This window comes from Mycobacterium asiaticum, from assembly GCF_001673635.1.
Lineage (GTDB): Bacteria > Actinomycetota > Actinomycetes > Mycobacteriales > Mycobacteriaceae > Mycobacterium > Mycobacterium asiaticum_C.
On the sequence record NZ_LZMH01000002.1, the window covers coordinates 145,112 to 164,968 of the forward strand.

Here is a 19,857-nt window from a genome sequence, read left to right on the forward strand (position 1 = left end):
CATGTCCCCGACACGCCTGGGCATCGCCCTGCTGGTCGTCGCGTGCGCCGGATGTGCCACGACGCCGCCGGCCGGTCCGGGCGCGGTCGCGCGGCCGAACTACGTCGCCATGGGTGACTCTTTCGCGGCCGCTCCAGGCGTGCCGGAGCCGGCGGCGCCGCGCGGCTGCCACCGGTCGACCAACAACTACCCCGCCGTGCTGGCCCGGCGCCTCGCCGCGTCCGCGTTTCACGACGTCACCTGCAGCGGAGCGACGACCGATGACGTCGTCAACCGCGAGCAGCGAACCGACCACGGGTTGATCCCCCGGCAGCTCGACATGATCGGCCCGCCTACGGACCTGATCACGATCACCATCGGCGCCAACGACGTCGGCCTGGCCGGCGACGCGGAGTCCTGCGAGGTCAAAGGTGCCGACCCGAAGCCGTGCAGCACCAAATTCCTCGCCGACAACGAGGACCGGCTGTCCACTACCATCGCCGCGCAGTTGCCCGTGTGGGCCACCATGATCGACCAACTCCGCGCCGCGGCCCCCAGGGCCAGGATCATCATGGTGGGCTACGGCACCTTCGTTCGGCCGGGCGGCTGTTTCCCCGAGCAACCGCTGCTGCCGCCCGACGCCAACTACTTGCAGGCCAAGGTCGACGAACTCGACGACCGGCAAATACAACTCGCCGCCGAAAAAGGAATCGAGTTCTTCGACACCCGGTCGCTGTCCGAGGGACATGACATGTGCGCCCCGGCGGCCGACAGATACGTCTCGGGCTATATCACCGAGAACGACAGCGTGCCCCTGCATCCCACCGCGTTGGGCGCCATCGCCGTCGGCAATGCGTTGACCGACTATCTGGTGCTATCCGAGAACCGCTAAGCCTGCCATTGCTTGTGCGCAGCGATGGCCGGGCCGTCGGTGGCTCGTAGTCGCGAAAACCTTTGCCGCTGAGAGCAAAACGTCTTTGTTGCGGCACCGCTCACAGCGCCTGCCCAATTTGCATAGTTGTCAATTTTTGGTTGCAGTTTCGATTTCGCGAATTGTGTCAATATATCGGGCCAGGAAATCGGCCGAATAGGAATGGGTGGGCAGATGCACACGCTGACTCGCTTAGGATTTTCCGCTACGTCAATGGTGGTTGTGGCTGCCTCGACCGTGACATTGGGGGCCGGTATCGCCACCGCGAACTCACCGGTACCGATCAACTCGGTCTTGCGCAGATGCGATTTCAGCGCCGTCCAGACCTGGACCCAGGTACCGCGGACCTCGGCTGGGCGTGGCGTAGCCAATATCCATACGTCCGGGTCGACGGTTGTCGCCGACGTGAACATGGTGATCTCGAACAGTCCTGGAGCCCACTACGACATCGGCCTCATTCAGATGCCGCGGCCGTCGTCGGAAACCTGCGGTCCGGGCGACCCGGGCACCACCTTCACCGGCCTGGACACCGACGGCGCGGGGGTGGCGAACGTGACCATCACGGCCCCCTTGCGGCAGGGCGCCACGGGCGTTTGGGTGTTCGTCGCGTCGCCCCACCCCAACAACCAGGCGCCGGCAGAGTTCTACACCTCGGAGTACGTGTCGCCGGTCTGACCCGAAACACCGCCGATATGTAATACCGTCGCGGCATGACCGAGTACGACCTCGAGGCCGTCGATCGGCTGCCGTTCTCCACACCGGCGAAGTCGGAGCGTTACCGCACCGAAAACTACTCCGGTGCAACAGGATTGAACTGGTATCTGACCGACCCCACCCTGCAGTTCACCATGGCGTACTACTTGACGCCCGAGGAGCTGGCGGTGGTCGAACCCGCGCTTACCGACATCGGAGCACTGATGGGCGGGCCGGTGGCGCGCTGGGCCGAGGAGACCGACCGCAACCCGCCACAGCTGGAACGCTATGACCGCTGGGGGCACGACGTCAGCCGGGTCGTCATGCCGCCGTCGTTCACCCAGTCCAAACGCGCCGTGCTGGACGCGCAGCAGAAGTTGCGCGACGCGGCGCGCGGCGCGGGCTTCCGCTCGTCGCTGGCGATGTTCGCGTCGAACTATCTGCTCAACCAGGCCGACATCGGGATGGGTTGCGCGTTGGGAACCGGCGGCGGCATGGTCCAGTCGCTGGTGGCCGCCTACGCACCGCCGGACGTGCGCGACCACGTGCTGGCCAAGTTCGACTCCGGTGAGTGGGCCGGCGAAACGGCGCAGCTGCTTACCGAGCGGACCGGCGGGTCGGATCTGGGCGCGCTCGAGACGACCGCGCGGCGGGTGGGTGACGCATGGCTGCTGAACGGCTTCAAATGGTTCGCGTCCAACTGCGCGGGCGAGGCGTTCGTCGTGCTGGCCAAGCCGGAAGGGGCGCCGGACTCTAGCCGCGGCGTCGCCAACTTCCTGGTGCTCCGCACCCGCCGCGACGGGTCCCGCAACGGGGTGCGGGTGCGCCGGCTGAAGGACAAACTCGGTACCCGGTCGGTCGCCTCCGGCGAGGTCGAGTTCGTCGACGCGGAAGCTTTTCTGCTGTCCGGTGAACCGTCGGGTGACTCGGGTCCGTCCGACGGGAAGGGCTTGGGCCGGATGATGGAGCTGACCAACGCGGCGCGGTTGGGAATCGCGCTGTTCGGGCTCGCCAACGCGCGCCGCGCTCTGGTCGAGTCGTTGTGCTACGCCCGGCAGCGGCAGGCGTTCGGCGGTGCGCTGATCGACAAGCCGCTGATGCGACGCAAGCTCGCAGAGCTGATCGTCGACGTCGAAGCGGCGCAGGCGCTGGTCTTCGACGGCACCGGCGCGAAGAACCACCGTCAGCCGCGGGGTGTGCGGCAGCGCATTGCCGTCCCGGTCACCAAGCTCAAGGTCGCCCGGCTGGGCATTACCGCGGCGTCCGACGCGATCGAGATCCACGGCGGCAATGGCTATATCGAAACCTGGCCAGTGGCAAGGCTATTGCGCGACGGGCAGGTGAACACCATCTGGGAGGGGCCGGACAACATTTTGTGCCTGGATGTGCGGCGCGGCATCGTGCAGACCCAGGCCCATGAGGCGCTGCTGGGCCGGATGCGCGACGCGGTGTCCGTCTCCGACGACGACGAGACGACCCGCCTGGTGGCAGATCGGATCGAAGATCTGGACGCGGCCGTCACGGCCTGGCAGAAGCTCGACGGGCCGGTCGCCGAGGCGCGTCTTTTCCCCCTGGCCCAGTTCATGGGCGACGTGTACGCCGGTGCGCTGCTCACCGAGCAGGCGGCGTGGGAGCGGGAGGCCCGCGGGGGCGAGCGCAAGGCATTGGTCGCGCGGCTCTACGCGCGGCGGTACCTGGCCGACCATGGGCCGCTGCGCGGGATCGACGCCGAAGCCGACGAAGCGCTGGAACGCTTCGACGACCTGGCCGCCGGGTCGCTAACTCTCGGCGAGCAGACATAAAAGCACCCGAATCATGGTCAAATCAGGGACTTTTGCGTCTGCTCGCCGGACTACGGTGACGCTGCTACTAATGCTGTTTGCGCTGATCTGCCACGCACCGGGCGAGGCCGCCGCCGACTCACAGCCGGAGGTGCAAGTCGTGGTCCAGCTATGGGATACCGATCCGGATGCCGCGGTGCGGGTGGCCTTCGGTCACCTCGCGGCGATCTACTTCCTGGAACGCAATGAGCCGAATTTCACCGCGTGGCACGCGATGCTGCAACAGAGCCTGCAGCACCAGACCCCGGTTCGGTTCACCTACGCGGTCGCGGGACAGCGAATCACGTTTGTAGAACCGGCGGGTTGAGATCGAGTGTGCGTTTCCCGACGATGCACCGGCGTGTTGCGTCGCCGTTTGCACACTCGGCGCGGCTGACAACCCGCCGCCCCAGCCAACTCGCGAGCGCCACCAACGCTAGATCGGAATCAGGCCGTGCTTACGCGCCAGCCGCGCCCAGTTCTGCTTGTCCCGCAGGATATGCAGCGAACGGCGCAGCAGCAGGCGGGTCTCGTGCGGGTCGACCACCGCGTCGATGAACCCGCGCTCGGCGGCGGTCCACGGAATCGCCATGTTGAGGTTGTAGCCCTCGATGAAGTCCTTCTTGATCTGCTGCGCCTCGGGCGTGGTGGGGTCGGGGAACCGCTTCATCAGCAGCTGCGCGGCCCCCTCCGCGCCGATCACCGCGATGCGCGCGGTGGGCCACGCGAAGTTGAAGTCGGCGGTCAATTGCCGCGAGCCCATCACGGCGTACGCGCCGCCGTAGGACTTGCGGATGGTGATCGTAACCTTGGGCACGTCGGCCTCGACGACGGAGTACAGGAACCGCCCGCCGCGCTTGATGATGCCCCGCTTCTCCTCCTCGGCGCCGGGCAGGAACCCGGGCGTGTCCACCACGAACACCAACGGGATCTGGAAGGAATCGCAGAACCTGATAAACCGCGCCGCCTTGTCGGAAGCCTCGTTGTCGATCGCGCCGGACATGTGCATGGGCTGGTTGGCGATCACGCCCACCGGCCGCCCGTCCACCCGGGCGTAGCCGGTGATGATGGCCGGCCCGTGCTGCGGGGCGACGTCCAGGAAATCCCCGTCGTCGAAAATGCGCAGCAGGATCTCGTGCATGTCGTAGGCCGCGTTGTCGGAGTCCGGCACGATCGTGTCGAGTTCCAGGTCGGTCGGGGTGATCTCCGGCTCCAGCCCGGGATTGATGACCGGCGGCGTGCCGAAGCAGTTGGACGGGAGGAACGACAGGAACTCGCGTACGTATTGAAACGCCTCGGCTTCGGAGTTCACCACCTGGTGGATGTTCCCGTAGCGGGCCTGCGCATCGGAGCCGCCGAGCTCGTCGAGGGTGACGTCCTCGCCGGTGACCTCACGGATCACGTCGGGGCCGGTGACGAAGAAGTAGCCCTGGTCGCGCACCGATACCAGCAGGTCGTCCTGGATCGGCGAATACACCGCTCCGCCGGCGCATTTGCCGAAGATCAGGGAGATCTGCGGCACCACGCCGGACAGCGCCTCGTGGCGTTGACCCAATTCGGCGTACCAGGCGAGCGAGGTGACCGCGTCCTGGATACGGGCGCCGCCGGAGTCCTGGATGCCGATGATCGGGCAGCCGACCATCGCGCACCACTCCATCAGCCTGGCGACCTTGCGGCCGAACATCTCGCCGACGGTGCCCTGGAACACGGTCTGGTCGTGCGAGAACACCCCCACCGGACGGCCGTCGATCAGCGCGTGCCCGGTGACCACCCCGTCGCCGTAGAGCGCGTTGGGGTCACCGGGGGTCTTGCACAGCGCGCCGATCTCGAAGAACGTGCCGGGGTCGACGAGCGCATGGACGCGGGCCCGCGCGCTGGGGATGCCCTTTTTCTCGCGTTTGGCTGCCGCCTTCTCGCCGCCGGGCTCCTTGGCCAGCTCCAGACGAGCACGCAGCTCGGCCAGCTTCTCGGCTGTCGAATGAACGACGGGAGCTGGATCTGGAGCTAATTCCGTCACTAGTCGCCTACCTCACCTGTTCCACTCTGTCCGGCTCACCCGAGATCTTGTCCAGCGCACGGCTCATGTGTTCGCCGACCTTGGCGATGATCGGCTCGTCGATGGCCTGGATGTGCTCGCCACCGATCGGCACGACCTCGAGGTCGGAAACGTACTCGCCCCAGCCGCCATCCGGCTTGCGGATGGCATACCGCGGCTCGAACATGATCGCGTCGTCATGGTATCGATCGGCCATGTAGAGCGTGACATGCCCATCGAAAGGCTGGATCTCGGCGGTGTCGATCGCGCGGTTGTCCAGGTACGACGTGCGTTGGTGCTCGATGATCCCGGCCGGGATCTGCACCCCGCTCTGGCTGACGGCGTCCAGCACGAACCGGACCTGGCCCTCGTCGTCGAGGGTCTCCAGGTGCTCGTACGGGATCTCCGGAATCGTGACGTTGAACGTCTTCTCGGCGAACTTCGCGTAGCGGTCCCACCGCTTGCGAATCTCTTCCTTGGTCTGCGGGATCTCCTCGCCGGCACGCACCGCGTCGATCAGTCCGACCCACCGGACGTCCTTGCCCTCGCGCTTCAGCCCGATCGCGCAGGCGTAGGCCAGCACCCCGCCCAGCGACCAGCCGGCCAGGATGTAAGGGCCGTCGCCCTGCATCTCGATGAGCTTCGGCACGTACTGCGCGGCCCGCTCCTCGATAGATCCCTCGACCCGCTCGAAGCCGTACATCGGCACGTCGGGCGGCAGCCGCTTGAGCAGCGGCTCGTACACGACGGTCGATCCGCCGGCCGGATGGAAGACGAACACGGGGGGCCGGGAGCTGCCCTCCGGACGCGCCCGCAGCGTGCGGACGAACCCGTCGATAACGCCGGCCTCCAGGTACTCGCGGACCTTGTCGGCCAGTGCTTCGATGTTCGGCGAGCTCAGCACGTCCTCGGCGGTGATCGGTCCCTCAGCCCGCTCGGACAGCCGCTGCGCCATCTTCTCCGCCGTGGCCTCGTCCAGCTTCGGCAGCAGGTTGAAGATCCCGCCGGCCGACTTGCCCGTGACAATCGCCCAGGTCGCGAACGTGACCCGTTCGGCGGCGTCACGCGGCGGCACGTCAGAGTTGAGCGCTTGGGCGACCGCCTCCTGGTTGAGCGCCTCGGCGGCACCCTTCAGATCCGGCGCCTTGTCGCCGGTGCCGCTGCCGTTGCCGTTGGCGCCCGACGGGCCCAGCGGGTTGGTCGGCGGCGGCGGAATCGGCACGTCCGACGGCGGCGGCGGTGCCGCCTGCGTCTGCGGCTCGGCCTGCGGGTCCGGAGCCGGCGCCACCAGGCTGGCCGGCGATGCGCCGCTGAGCATTTCGGCCTGTGCCCGCGCGATCTCCTCGGTCGTCTGCGTCTTCTGATACTCGTGCAACTGCTGCACCTCGTCGCGGTGCTCGATCGCGTACTCGATCAGCTTCTCGACGGCATACAGGTTGGCGTCGCGCACCGCGGTCAGCTGGATCGGCGGCAGGTCGAAGTCGTACTCGACGCGGTTCTTGATCCGCACCGCCATCAGCGAGTCCAGGCCGAGCTCGATCAGCGGGACCTCCCATGGCAGGTCCTCGGGCTCGTAGCCCATGGCCGCGGCCACGATGGTGCCCAACCGCTCGGCGATGGTCTCGCCGGAATCCGGCGTCCACCGGCCCACGGTCGAAGGCAGGTACCGGTTGGTCAGGCTGTCGGTGAGCGTCTCGGCGGCATCGTTCTCCTCAACCGCGGGCCCCGCCGTCTCGGTCACTGGGCTGGCCGCCGAAACGGCGACCGCCGTGCCCGCGCCGACCGCCGCCGGCAGCACCGACTCGGTGCCGCCCCGGGTCACCAGCGCGTCGTAGACGAGGGTGAACGACTCCTCGATGCGGGCGTGCACCTGCACCGAGGCGCCGCCGGGATGACGCGTCAGTGTCGTCACCAACCGCGCGCCTTCGCCGGGCACCGCACGTTGTTCGGCGGCCGTCAACGTGGCGTCCGGCAGCACCTGAGTGGCGGCCGCCTTCACTAACGCGACCAGGTCGGCCTGGCCGTCCCGCGGCGCGTACTCCCAGACGTGCCTGCCGTCCGGCAGCGCGACATGGTTGCCGGGAATCATCACCGACGCATCGCCGGAGAAGTGCACGGGCAGCCAGTGCTTTTTGCGCTTGAACCGGGTCGGCGGAATGTTCGCGTAATCCTCGGGCCCGTTGGCGCGGGCGAACAGCGTGCGCACATCGAGGTCGTGGCCGTGCACGTAGAGCTGGGCCATTGCCGAGACCATCGACTCGACCTCGTCCTGCTTGCGGGCCAGCGTCGGGATCAGCTGCGCGTCGTGCAGACCGGCCGACGCCGTGGTCAGCCCCACCTGCATCAGCGCCACCGGATTGGGCGCGAGCTCGAGGAAGGTGGTGTGCCCGCTGTCCACCGCGTTACGGATGCCGTGGGTGAAGTAGACGCTGTGCCGCAGACCCTTCTTCCAGTAGTCCACGTCGTGGATCGGGTCGCTGCCGGGCTTGATGTAGCTGCCTTCGTGCACGGTCGAGTAGATGCCGCACGTGGGGCTCATCGGCTTGATGCCCTGCAGTTCGGCGGCGAGCTCACCGAGTAGCGGATCCATCTGCTGGGTGTGGCTGGCGCCCTTGGTCTGGAACTTGCGAGCGAACTTGCCCTCGGATTCCGCCCTGGCGATGATCGCGTCCACCTGGTCGGGCGGGCCGCCGATCACGGTCTGGGTGGGTGCGGCGTAGACGCACACCTCCAGGTCGGGGAAGTCGGAGAACACCGTCTTGATCTCGTCGGCGGAGTACTCCACCAGCGCCATCAACCGGATGTACTCACCGAACAGCATCGCCTCGCCCTCGCCCATCAGGTGCGAGCGCGAGCAGATGGTGCGGGTGGCGTCGTGCAACGACAGGCCGCCGGCGAAGTACGCCGATGCGGCCTCGCCCAGCGACTGCCCGACGACCGCCGCGGGCTTGGCGCCGTGGTGCTTGAGCAACTCGCCCAGCGCGATCTGGATCGCGAAGATGGTGACCTGCGTGGTCTCGATGCCGTAGTCCTGCGAGTCGTCCAGGATCAGCTCGAGCACCGAGTAACCCAGCTCGTCCTGGATCAGCGCGTCGACCTTCTCGATCCACTCGGCGAACACCTCGTTGCGCAGATACAGGCTCTTGCCCATCTTGCGGTGCTGCGCACCGAATCCGGCCAGCACCCACACCGGGCCGTTGGTCACCGGCCCGTCGGCGCTGAAGACGTTGGGCCGTTGCTTGCCTTCGGCGATCGCGCGCAGGCCCTTGATGGCCTCCTCATGGTCGCGGGCCAGCACCACCGCGCGGGAACGGCCGTGGTTGCGCCGCGACAGCGACCTACCGATCGACTCCAAAGACGAGGCCTGGCCCTCGGGACTCTCCATCCAGTCCGCCAACTCGGCGGCGGCGGCCTTCTTGCGCGAGGTCAGGAACGCCGACACCGCCAACGGGATTACCGGGGCCGGAAGCTCCTGCGTGGCAAGCTCTTCCAACGCCGCCGCCTTGAGCGCCAGCGCCTCTTCGGTGATGCCGGGCAGTTCCGGCTCGTCCTCGGCGACGGTCACGGGCGCGTCGTCGGTGATGATTTCGCCGTACTCGTCGAAGCGCAGCGAGTGACCCTGACCCTCAGCCAGGTCCCCGCCGGCCGACACCACCGCGGCCTGCGGTGAGGCCTCGGGCTCCCGCTCCTCCTTTTCCACCACGTCACGAGGCAAGACCTCGCGAACCACCAAGTGCGCGTTGGCGCCGCCAAAGCCGAAGCTGGACACACCGGCCAGCGCATAGCCGCCGTAGCGCGGCCAGTCGGCGGGCTGGTCGATCACCTTCAAGCGCGTGGCCTCGAAGTCGATGTAGGGGCTCGGGCCGGCGAAGTTGATCGACGGTGGCAGCTTGTTGTGCTGCAGCGCCAGCACCACCTTGGCCATGCTGGCCACACCCGCGGCCGATTCCAGGTGCCCGATATTGGTCTTGATCGCGCCCAACAGCGCGGGCCGATCGGCCGGACGGCCCTTGCCGATGACGCGGCCCAGCGCCTCGGCCTCGATCGGGTCACCCAGGATGGTGCCGGTGCCGTGCGCCTCGATGTAATCGACGGTGCGCGGGTCGATGCCGGCGTCCTTGTAGGCCCGGCGCAACACGTCGGCCTGCGCGTCCTGGTTGGGGGCGATCAGGCCGTTGGAACGGCCGTCGTGGTTGACCGCGCTGCCGGCGATGACGGCCAGGATCTGGTCGCCGTCGCGGCGGGCGTCGTCGACCCGCTTGAGCACCACCATGCCGGCGCCCTCCGAGCGGGTGTAGCCGTCGGCGTCGGCGGAGAACGACTTGATCCGGCCGTCCGGTGCCAGCACCGCGCCGATCTCGTCGAAGCCGAGCGTGACGGCCGGCGTCACCAGGGCATTAACGCCGCCGGCGATCGCCACGTCGGCCTCGCCGTTGCGTAGCGCCTGCACTGCCTGGTGCATCGCCACCAGGGAACTCGAGCACGCGGTGTCGACCATGACCGACGGCCCGCGGAAGTCGTAGAAGTAGGACACCCGGTTGGCGATGACCGCGCCCGAGTTACCCGTGATCGCGTAGGGGTGCGCGACGGTCGGGTCGGAGATCGCCAGGAAACCATAGTCGTTGTTGGTGACGCCGACGAACACGCCGACCGACTCACCGCGCAGGCTGGACGCCGGAATGCGGGCGTGCTCGAGCGCCTCCCAAGTCAGCTCCAGCGCCATCCGCTGCTGCGGGTCGATGTTGTCGGCTTCGGTCTTGGCCACCGCGAAGAACTCGGAGTCAAAGCCCTTGATGTCCTTCAGGTACCCGCCGCGGGTGCGGGCCTTGGCCACCCGCTCGGCCAGTCGGGGCTCCTCGAGGAATTCCGACCAGCGCCCCTCGGGCAGGTCGGTGATCGCGTCCCGACCCTCCATCAGCGCCTGCCAGGTCTCCTCGGGGGAGTTCATGTCGCCCGGGAAACGGGTGGACAGGCCGACGATCGCGATGTCGACCCGCTCGGCAGGGCCGTTGCGGGTCCAATCCAGACCATCGGAGTCGTCGTCGTCAGTTTCCGGCTCGCCCTCGATGATGCGGGTGGCGAGCGACTCGATGGTCGGGTGCTGGAACGCGACCGCGACCGACAGGGTGACCCCGGTCAGGTCCTCGATGTCGGCCGCCATCGCCACCGCATCGCGCGAGGCCAGGCCGAGTTCGACCATGGGCACCGACTCGTCGATGTCGTCGGGAGACTTCCCGACCGCCTTGCCGACCCAGTTGCGCAGCCATTGCCGCATCTCCGGGACGGTCATCTCCGTCTCCGTCTTTTTGGCGGGCAGGTTCTCCTGGGAATCGCTGATGTCAGACATTGACTACCTTTGGTTCTGCGCTTTGGTTCTGCGCTCAGTTGTTGGCGAACGCCGTCGGCGAGCCGACGCCACTGCGCAGGCTGCCGTCGATGTAGGCCGCGCGGCAGGCGCGCCGGCCGATCTTGCCGCTGGAGGTCCGGGGAATGGAGCCGGCCTGGACCAGCAGCACGTCGCGCACGGTCACCCCGTGCCCGACGGCGATGGCCGCGCGGATGTCGTCGGCGATCGGCTGGTACTCGAGCTTGTGCGTACCGGCCGCCCGCTCCCCGACGATCACCAACTGCTCGGAGGTGTCCTCGGGGTCGAACTTCAGGCCGGCGTGCGGGTCGTCGAACACCTTCTGCGGCAGCTGGTTGGCCGGCACCGAGAACGCCGCCACATAACCCACCCGCAGCGCCTTGGTGGATTCCTGCGCGGTGTACTCGAGGTCCTGCGGGTAGTGGTTGCGGCCGTCGATGATGACGAGGTCCTTGATCCGGCCCGCGATATAGAGGTGGCCGTCGTGGTAGGTGCCGTAGTCACCGGTGCGCACCCACAGTCCGTCGTCGGGGGCTCCCTCGGCGTGCGACTGGTTGATCCGCGACTTGAGGATGTTCTTGAAGACGTTGGCCGTCTCCTCTTCCTTGCCCCAGTAGCCGATACCCAGATTGTTGCCGTGCAGCCAGATCTCACCGATCTGCCCGTCCGGCAACTCGCTGGCGGTGTCCGGGTCCACGATGACCGCCCACTCGTCGACGCCGATCTTGCCGGCGGAAACCTGCGCGACTGCCTTGGGCGAGTCAGCCGGCACCTGCACGAACCGCTGCTTGTTCAGCTCGTCGCGGTCGACGTGGATGACGGTCGGCGTCGCATCGGGCGCGGTGGTCGAGACGAACAGCGTCGCCTCGGCCAGCCCGTAGGAGGGCTTGATCGCGGTTTCGGGCAGACCGTAGGGCTCGAAAGCCTTGAAGAACTTGCGCATGGACGCCGGCGATACCGGCTCGCTGCCGTTGAGGATGCCCTTGACGTTGCTCAGGTCCAGTGGCGGCTCGTCGTCGCGGGGCAGGCCGCGCACCGCGGCGTGCTCGAAGGCGAAGTTCGGGGCGGCGGAGAAGGTGCCCCCGGTCTCGCCCGGCTTGCGCGCCAACTCACGGATCCAGCGGCCGGGCCGGCGCACGAACGCGGCCGGGGTCATAAAGGTGAAGCTCTGGCCGAGGACCGACGTCAGCAGCACCGTGATCAGCCCCATGTCGTGGAAGAACGGCAGCCAGCTGACCCCGCGGTCGCCTTCGGCGCCCTCCAGCGCGTTGAGCACCTGCAGCACGTTGGTCGGCAGGTTCAGGTGGGTGATCTGCACGCCGGTCGGGGTGCGGGTGGATCCGGAGGTGTACTGCAGGTAGGCGATCGTGTTCTCGTCGGCGTCGGGCTCCACCCAGGTCTGGGCGACCTCGTTGGGCACCGCGTCGACGGCGATCACGCGGGGTCGTTCCTTGACCGACCGGGCCCGGATGAACTTGCGCACGCCCTCGGCGGATTCGGTGGTGGTCAGGATGGTCGACGGCGTGCAGTCGTCGAGCACCGCGTGCAACCGGCCGACGTGGCCCGGTTCGGACGGGTCGAACAACGGCACCGCGATCCGGCCGGAGTACAGCGCGCCGAAGAAGGAGACCATGTAGTCCAGGTTCTGCGGGCACAGGATGGCGATCCGGTCACCCGGCTGGGTGACCTGCTGCAGGCGGGCACCGACTGCGCGGTTGCGGGCACTGAACTCCGACCAGAGGATGTCGCGCTCGATGCCGTCGCGCTCGGTGGAGAAGTCCAGGAACCGGTACGCCAGCTTGTCGCCGCGCACCTTCGCCCATTTCTCGACGTGCCGGACCAGGTTGGTGTTGGACGGGAACCTGATCTTTCCGTTCACGATGAACGGGTTGTGGTACGCCATGTCGCCCTCTCTGTTAAAAGCTCTCTAGGTGTCGGCCCGGCCGACGGAAGTTCTACGCGCGGCTTGGCCCCGACCAGCGCCCGTCTCCGCACGGCGCGTGTCTCAGCCAACTTCGACCCAACCGGGTCAACCACATGCTCTTAATTTTCTCTTAATGTTAAGGGGCCGCGAGCGGCAGACCAAATCACAAGGTACGCCTGATCGCGTGACTTACCGCCGCACGAGCGGTGTGTCTAATAGCCCAGCTAGATAATCCAGCTACTGAGCTCTACCCGTGCTTGGGATGCGGAGCCTTGTCCAGCACACCCTGCGCCCAGTTCAGCGTCCACTGGGTAGCGGACTGGCCGTCCGAACTCCAGAAGTCCGTCGTGGCGTACAGCGCGTGGATGGGCTGTCCCGCGCCGCCAGCGAGCGTATTCAGCGTGGTGGGAAGGTTGGCGGGACTGAACGCCTCTTTCGGGGCGGCGCAGATCAGATCGCCTTCGGCACAGATCTCGTTGGTGCGGCCGTTGAGGTCGCCGAAGCCCCCCGGCCGGGACCCGGTCATGGTCAGGCCGAGGCCGGCGAGCACGGGAACCTCGTGCAGTGTGATTTCGGCGCCCACGCCCGGCGGCGTCGGGGGAATGTTGTTGCCGACCCCCTCTTCACGCCGCCCGTCAGCGATCAACGTCACACCCAGAACCAGGTCCTCGTCCACCGGACCGCGCCCGTTGCCGATGTCGCTGGCGACGTCACCGGCGATCACCGCACCCTGGGAGAAGCCGATGATCACGTAACTCGTCAGCGGGCACTTGTTGTTCATGTCGGTGATCGCCTTGACGGTCGCGCGGGTGCCCTCGGCGCGGCTGTCGTTGTAGGTCATCTGGCCATCAGCGGACAGCGGATTCCGGAACTGGGCGGTGTAGGGGACGGTGTAGCTCTGCACCCGGCCGCCGCCGAACTGCTGGCTGATCGGCCCGGTCACGTTGAGCAGCAGGGCCCGCGGGAACTGCGTCGGGTTCAGCGGGTCGTCGGTAGGCCAGGATTCCCAGGTGCCGGGAACGGAGACCAACTGCACGTCCGGGCAAGACGCGTCCTGGGAGGCCGGACGCGGCTTCTTCGGGTGGGAGCTCGTGGGCCCCGTCGGCAGCACGCCCGGCGGCACCGCGCTGGGCGGCACGTCCTGGTGACGCAACAGCATCACTCCGCCGATGATGACCAGCGCGACCACCAAAGCCAGCGAGGCGGCCGCCAGCCAGGCCAGGCGTCGGTGGCGTTTACGACGGGCGTTGTTGGCCATGTTCTCCCGCTAACAGTGTCCGGATGGGGGCAAGTGGTCTGCACAAAGATGCGGGAGCGCCACTTCGCGCCCTGACTCACCTCAATACACGGTACCGGCCCGTCAGGGCACTCCCGCGGATTCTCAGCCGGCCCTCAGGGTGCCGGCATCAGGTCGGATCGGGGAAGGCTAGCGAATCGCGCCGACGATGTCGCCGGACATCGCGCCGAGCTGCCCGGCCCACGCACCCCAGCCGTTGTCACCGCCGCCCGGGAAGTCGAAGTGGCCGTTGTGGCCACCGACCTCGCGGTAATGCTGATAGAACGTGCGGCTGTTGCCCATCGCCGCGTCCTGAGCACCGAGCATGGCGGCCGGATTGCTGGCACCGCCCATGGTCGGGCTCCACACCCAGACCCGGGTGTTGTTCTGCGCCAACAGGGCTTCGTGCACCCACGGGTCATGCCACTTCCAGCGGCCCAGCTGCGGAGCACCCCACATGCCGTTGCCGTCCACACCACCGAACTGCTGCAACCCGGCCAGGATCGCGCCGTTGGTGAACGTTTCCGACGGGTACAGGAACCCGGACAGGGAACCGGCGAAGCCGAAGCGGTCCGGGTGGAAGGCCGCCAGCGCCATCGCGCCGTAACCGCCCTGCGAGGCGCCCACCGCGCCGTGCCCGCCGGGCGCCAGCCCACGGTTGGCAGCCAGCCAGTCAGGCAGCTCGCTGGACAGGAACGTGTCCCACTGCTTGCTGCCGTCCTGCTCCCAGTTGGTGTACATGCTGAAGGCGCCACCGGCCGGCGCCACCACCGAGATGCCCTTGCCGGCAAGCGTGTTCATCGCGTTGCCCGCGGTGACCCAATTGCTGACGTCCGGCGCTGCGTCGGCCGCGTCCAGCAGGTACACGGCGTGCGGCCCGCCGGCCAGGAACGCCACCGGGATGTCGCGGCCCATCGCCGCCGAGGGCACCATCAGGGTTTCGTACGGGGCCGCCTTGGCATGGCCCGCGAGCCCGAGTGATCCCCCGGCCGCCAGCCCAGCGAAAGCGACTGCCAGCACGGCAACGCCGAGCAGCCGTAGCAGCACTGACAGACCCCTCATGTGCACCTCCATGGTGTTTCGCTGCGCGCACGACCATCCTGCCCGCAAGGTAGCTAACCACACCTGTATCGGCGGGATAAAGGGGAGCTGACAAGCCGATAACAAACGGCGGCGACCCGAGTGGGTCGCCGCCGTTTGCAGCGGTTCATACGCCTGACGGCTTAGGTGCCAGTGCCGGTGCCCTGGTTCACCCCGACCTGAGCGGCGGTCGCGGGACCGGCGCCCGGAGTCGCACCCAGCGTGCTCTGCAGGTCACCCTTCATGGCGTTCAGCTGCGAGCCCCAGTACGGCCAGTCGTGCGTGCCGTTGGCGTCGAAGTTGAACACCGCGTTGTGGCCACCGGCCGCGTTGTAGGCGTCCTGGAACTTGATGTTGCTGGTCCGCACGAAGCCTTCCAGGAACTTGGCGGGCAGGTTGTCGCCACCGAGGTCCGACGGCTTGCCGTTACCGCAGTAGATCCAGATGCGGGTGTTGTTCGCGACCAGCCTGCTGACCTGAAGCGACGGGTCGTTGCGCTGCCACGCCGGGTCTTCCTTCGGGCCCCACATGTCGGAGGCCTTGTAGCCACCGGCGTCACCCATGGCCAGGCCGATCAGCGACGGCCCCATGCCCTGGGACGGGTCCAGCAGCGCCGACAGCGAGCCGGCGTAGACGAACTGGTCGGGGTGGTAGGCGGCCAGGATCAGCGCCGACGAACCGGCCATCGACAGACCGACGGCAGCGCTGCCAGTCGGCTTGACCTGCTTGTTGCTCGACAGGTAGGCCGGAAGCTCGCTGGTCAGGAAGGTCTCCCACTTGTACGTCGTGCAGCCGGCCTTACCGCAGGCCGGGTTGTACCAGTCGCTGTAGAAGCTGGACTGGCCGCCGACGGGCATGACCACCGAGATGCCCGACTGGTTGTACCACTCGAACGCCGGGGTGTTGATGTCCCAGCCGTTGAAGTCGTCCTGTGCACGCATGCCGTCGAGCAGGTACAGCGCGGGCGAGTTGGCTCCACCGCTCTGGAACTGGATCTTGATGCTGCGTCCCATTGCCGCCGACGGCACCTGCAGGTATTCCACCGGGAGGCCCGGACGCGAGAACGCACTCGCAGTCGCCGAGCCGCCGACGAAACCGACCAGACTCGCCAGCAGGGCCGCACCGACGGCTCCCACAGCGAGACGGCGCGGCATCCCCGTCAGGGCGCCACGAAACCTGTCAACAAGCTTCATCCTTGCTTCCTCATCCTCATCCTTTTGGGCGCATCCTTGCGCATCGCTGTGCTTGGAGGGCGCGTCCCGATTTGGGTCAGACTGCACGCACGCGGCGCTGCAGTGCTCGTGTAGTCAACCACACGATGCCCAAACCGCTCTTCTCCAGGAGGTCGCTGGCGGCGTTATCCGGACGTGATCCGGCGCCGTTTACGAGTCCGAAAGCGGGTCTCGCATCGGTGTTTCCGCATGTGCCCGACGTCGGGTGCGCGCAGGTGAAGGGCAGATGTGATGTTGCTGCCCGTCTCACGGCAGTACCAGAATCGGTGTCGGGACCGCGTCGCGGAAAAAATATTTGCAAATGCGTCGAACGGCCGCCGATTTCGCCCGGTGCTCACTCCCGCGGCGGGGACGGCGGGACTTGGGGAACCGGCAGTCCACAGCGGGCGAGTTCGTACCGCGGCACCCGGTCGATCCGGTACTGGGTGAACTCGAACGAGTGCAGCAGGTTGGACAGGAACCGGCGTGGCGTCATCGGCGCCCGGACCGAGTTGAGCACCGCGCGGGTGCCGGGGCACTGCAACGCCGCCTCCGCCTCGGCCACCCACTGCTGATCGAGGTAGGCGGGGATGCCCGGCGGCCACTTCACCCACGGCCCGTCGGCCACCACCCAGTCCGCGAACAGGTTCTTGTCGTGGCCGATCCGGCCATGCTTGAGCCGTTCGGTGTGCGCGGCCAGCGGATTGGCCAGCCCGATCTGATCCAGTACCCGGACGTCCAGGCCCACGTTCATGCCCAGCATGCCCAGGTTGGTGAAAAACACCGCGTGTTGCGGCTTTTGGGTGGCCGGAACACCGGGCGAGCTGCCGGGCGGGATCATCGGCACCAGGTCCCACTGGGTGTAATTGCCCGACGGCAGCAGCAGCGCCCCGTCCGGGGTGTTGTTCAGGGCCACCAGAACGGCGGCCATGCGCGGGTAGTCGAGGTAGTCGGCGGCCGTCAGCGGATGCGCGCGACCGGTGGCCTGGGCGTAGAAGCGGCGCTCGTCGACGATCCCCGAGTAGGTGACGTGGGTGGCGTCGTCGCCGAGGCCCGGCGAGTTCGCCGCCCACAACGACCAGCCGGCGACACCCAGCCAGAGCACGCTGACGGCGCCGGCCAACCAGTAGCCGGTCTCGCGCGAGAAGTCCTTGCCGTCGGGAATCGCTACCGGGATCACCGCCACCGGCGCCAGCAAACAGAACAACGGCGTCAGCAGCACCCGGCCGTGCATGAAGTCGCCGCCCTGGCGGATCCAGTACAACGCCTGCAGCAGGCCGCTGCCGACCATGAAGATCACCACGGCGGCCGGACTCTGCACCGCGCGGGCCACCCGTCCGTAATCGGGCGCGAGTGCCGGGCGCATGAACGAGGGCCTGCGCCGCGCCGCCATCAGCACGATTCCCAACGGCACCAGCAGGACGACAGGCACCCACAGCGCGTAGGGCCGATTGAAGTTCGACAGATAGATCAGGCCCTGTGACCACTTGTCTCCGGCGGCGTCCTTGGCCAGCGCGGTCCCCGGCACCAACAGTCCGTAGTAGCCCATCCGGAAGATCTGGTAGATCACCGGCAACAGGCCGCCGGCCAGCACGATCAAGCCTCGCCGTCGCCAGCTGCGCGCGGCGATCATCATCATGACCAGCGCCGCCCCGCCGATCAGCGCCAGCTCCGGACGCACCAGTACGCTGCAGCCCGCGACGAAGGCCAGCGCGACGATGAACCACCGGCTCTCCGGACGCACCCGCAGCGGCTGCGCCCAGCAAACCATCATCCACCACAGCAGCCCGAGATAGGCCATCACCAGGCCACTTTCCAGGCCAGACGTCGCGAAGTCGCGGGCGGGCGGCACGGCGATGTAGACCAGCGCTCCGGCCGGCAACATGATCGCCCGGCGGCCACGCAGGCTGGGGGCAAACAACCGGGCGGTACCCAGCATCAGCAGCACCACGCCCAGCACGGACAGCGTCAGGGCAACGGCCAGGGCCACGTATTCCAGGCGCAGCGGGCCGCCCACCCAGCTGGCCACGTACAGCAGATAGGTCCAGACCGTAGAGGTGTTGGCCTCCACCCGCTCGCCGGCATTGAACACCGGACCGTTGCCGGCCAACAGGTTTCGCACCGTGCGCAACACGATCAATCCGTCGTCGGCGATCCAGCGGCGTTGCCAGGCGCCCCACCCGAACAGCACGGCGACCACCGCAACGCTGACCCACAAACTCACCCGAACGCTGAGATCGAAGGGAAAGACCGGCCATTTGACCCGCCGCACCGGCGACCGTCGCGCCAGCGCCGCCTGCTGTAACGCTTTGAACTTTTCGCTAGCCGAAAGCAACAGCAGCACCAACTGTTGCGATCCACGCCAGCGCCAGCATTTGCAGAACCCGGTCGCGCAGCGCGATGTCCTCGGGCTCTCCGGCCAGCCCGCCGTCGACGTCCACCGCGTACCGCAGGATCGCGATGGTGAACGGAATCATCGACACCGCGAACCAGGATCCGTTGCGGCCGTCGCGTTCGAAGGCCCACAGTCCGTAGCACAACACCACCGCGGTGGCCGACAACGTCCACACGAAGCGCAGGTAGGTGCTGGTGTAGCTCTCCAGCGACTTGCGGATGGCGGCGCCGGTGCGCTCGGCCAGTTGCAGCTCGGCGTAGCGCTTGCCGGCCACCATGAACAGCGACCCGAATGCCGCCGTCAACAGGAACCATTTGGACAGATAGATGTTCGTGGCAGCACCGCCCGCGATGGCGCGGATCAGATATGCCGACGACACGATGCAGATGTCCATCACCGCTTGGTGTTTGAGGCCGAAACAGTAGCCCAGCTGCATGCCCAGATAGACGGCCATCACCACGGCCAGATTCGGCGTCAGCCAGAAGGCCAGCACCAGCGAACCGGCGCCTAGGGCCACCGCCAACGCGTACGCCAGCCATTCGGGTACGACACCGGCCGCGATCGGCCGGAACCTCTTGGTGGGATGTTCGCGGTCCGCTTCGACGTCACGCACGTCGTTAACCAGGTACACCGCCGAGGCGGCGAGGCTGAACACCACGAACGCCACGGTGACCTGGAACGCCAACTTCTTGTAGTCGTAGGGGTCGGGACCGCCCAACGCGGCCAACGGCGCGGCGAGCACCAGCACGTTCTTCACCCACTGCCGCGGGCGGATCGCCTTGATCACCCCGGCGACCAGGTTCCCCGGCGGTCCAGCAACCTTCGTCGCGTCGTCGCTCATCACACCCACCTCTTTCGAACCGAGCTGTCCGCCCGAACGGCTAGTCCGGCGACCGCGGCGCCGAGCGCGACACCCGCGGCCACGTCGCTCGGATAGTGCACGCCCAGCCGGCTCAGCTTCCCTTCGGCGCACGCCACTTCGACGACAGCCGCGGCGATCCTGCTCGGCCGGGTGACCGGTTTGCCGCTGCCCGTGCTGTTGGTCCCACCGATGGCGCTGTCGCGAATACTGCTGGGCGTGCACTATCCGAGCGACGTGGCCGCGGGTGTCGCGCTCGGCGCCGCGGTCGCCGGACTAGCCGTTCGGG

At 67.6% G+C, this 19,857-nt stretch carries 12 protein-coding genes and 1 pseudogene; 5 read left to right on the forward strand and 8 right to left on the reverse strand.

All coding sequences use genetic code 11. The features are described from left to right. Position 1 precedes the first annotated feature (1 nt). From A5645_RS00775 to A5645_RS00790, 4 genes are all read left to right on the forward strand, one after another. Entirely contained in the window at positions 2–871 is an 870-nt protein-coding gene (locus A5645_RS00775; protein WP_081288086.1) for an SGNH/GDSL hydrolase family protein, read from the forward strand. A gap of 252 nt (positions 872–1,123) precedes the next feature. Continuing rightward, positions 1,124–1,585 carry a hypothetical protein gene (locus A5645_RS00780; RefSeq protein WP_231122946.1) on the forward strand — a complete coding sequence of 154 codons (462 nt, stop codon included), beginning with the start codon at positions 1,124–1,126 and terminating at the stop codon, positions 1,583–1,585. A 35-nt stretch (positions 1,586–1,620) separates the two neighbouring features. Beyond that, entirely contained in the window at positions 1,621–3,405 is a 1,785-nt protein-coding gene (locus A5645_RS00785; protein ID WP_065128146.1) for an acyl-CoA dehydrogenase family protein, read from the forward strand. Positions 3,406–3,475: 70 nt separating this feature from the next. Continuing rightward, positions 3,476–3,751, forward strand: a complete 276-nt coding sequence (locus A5645_RS00790; RefSeq protein WP_065128147.1) for a hypothetical protein — start codon at positions 3,476–3,478, stop codon at positions 3,749–3,751. 108 nt (positions 3,752–3,859) lie between these two features. Here the strand turns inward: A5645_RS00790 and A5645_RS00795 are convergent, their stop codons facing one another. From A5645_RS00795 to A5645_RS00830, 8 genes are all read right to left on the reverse strand, one after another. Then, positions 3,860–5,440 (reverse strand): acyl-CoA carboxylase subunit beta, encoded by a 1,581-nt coding sequence (locus A5645_RS00795; RefSeq protein WP_065033874.1) that lies wholly within the window; start codon positions 5,438–5,440, stop codon positions 3,860–3,862. Positions 5,441–5,447: 7 nt separating this feature from the next. After that, positions 5,448–10,805, reverse strand: coding sequence for a polyketide synthase Pks13 (gene pks13 / locus A5645_RS00800; RefSeq protein ID WP_065128148.1), 5,358 nt, complete (start codon positions 10,803–10,805; stop codon positions 5,448–5,450). Between the two features lie 34 nt (positions 10,806–10,839). Beyond that, positions 10,840–12,726, reverse strand: coding sequence for a long-chain-fatty-acid--AMP ligase FadD32 (fadD32, locus tag A5645_RS00805; protein ID WP_065036842.1), 1,887 nt, complete (start codon positions 12,724–12,726; stop codon positions 10,840–10,842). 268 nt (positions 12,727–12,994) lie between these two features. Continuing rightward, positions 12,995–14,005, reverse strand: coding sequence for a carboxylesterase Culp6 (culp6, locus tag A5645_RS00810; RefSeq protein ID WP_065036843.1), 1,011 nt, complete (start codon positions 14,003–14,005; stop codon positions 12,995–12,997). Positions 14,006–14,173: 168 nt separating this feature from the next. After that, on the reverse strand, positions 14,174–15,085 hold the full coding sequence (locus A5645_RS00815) for an esterase family protein (protein ID WP_081288088.1): 912 nt from the start codon (positions 15,083–15,085) through the stop codon (positions 14,174–14,176). Positions 15,086–15,246: 161 nt separating this feature from the next. Next, the gene (gene ag85A, locus A5645_RS00820; RefSeq protein WP_065036845.1) at positions 15,247–16,296 is read right to left on the reverse strand and encodes a diacylglycerol acyltransferase/mycolyltransferase Ag85A; all 1,050 of its coding nucleotides are present in this window, start codon (positions 16,294–16,296) and stop codon (positions 15,247–15,249) included. 373 nt (positions 16,297–16,669) lie between these two features. Further along, the gene (aftB, locus tag A5645_RS00825; protein WP_065036847.1) at positions 16,670–18,604 is read right to left on the reverse strand and encodes a terminal beta-(1->2)-arabinofuranosyltransferase; all 1,935 of its coding nucleotides are present in this window, start codon (positions 18,602–18,604) and stop codon (positions 16,670–16,672) included. A 31-nt stretch (positions 18,605–18,635) separates the two neighbouring features. After that, positions 18,636–19,550, reverse strand: a complete 915-nt coding sequence (locus tag A5645_RS00830; RefSeq protein WP_065036846.1) for a decaprenyl-phosphate phosphoribosyltransferase — start codon at positions 19,548–19,550, stop codon at positions 18,636–18,638. A 99-nt stretch (positions 19,551–19,649) separates the two neighbouring features. On the opposite strand from A5645_RS00830, the pseudogene A5645_RS26720 reads away from it, so the two are divergent. Beyond that, positions 19,650–19,857, forward strand: a pseudogene (locus A5645_RS26720) (phosphatase PAP2 family protein); the annotation flags it as partial.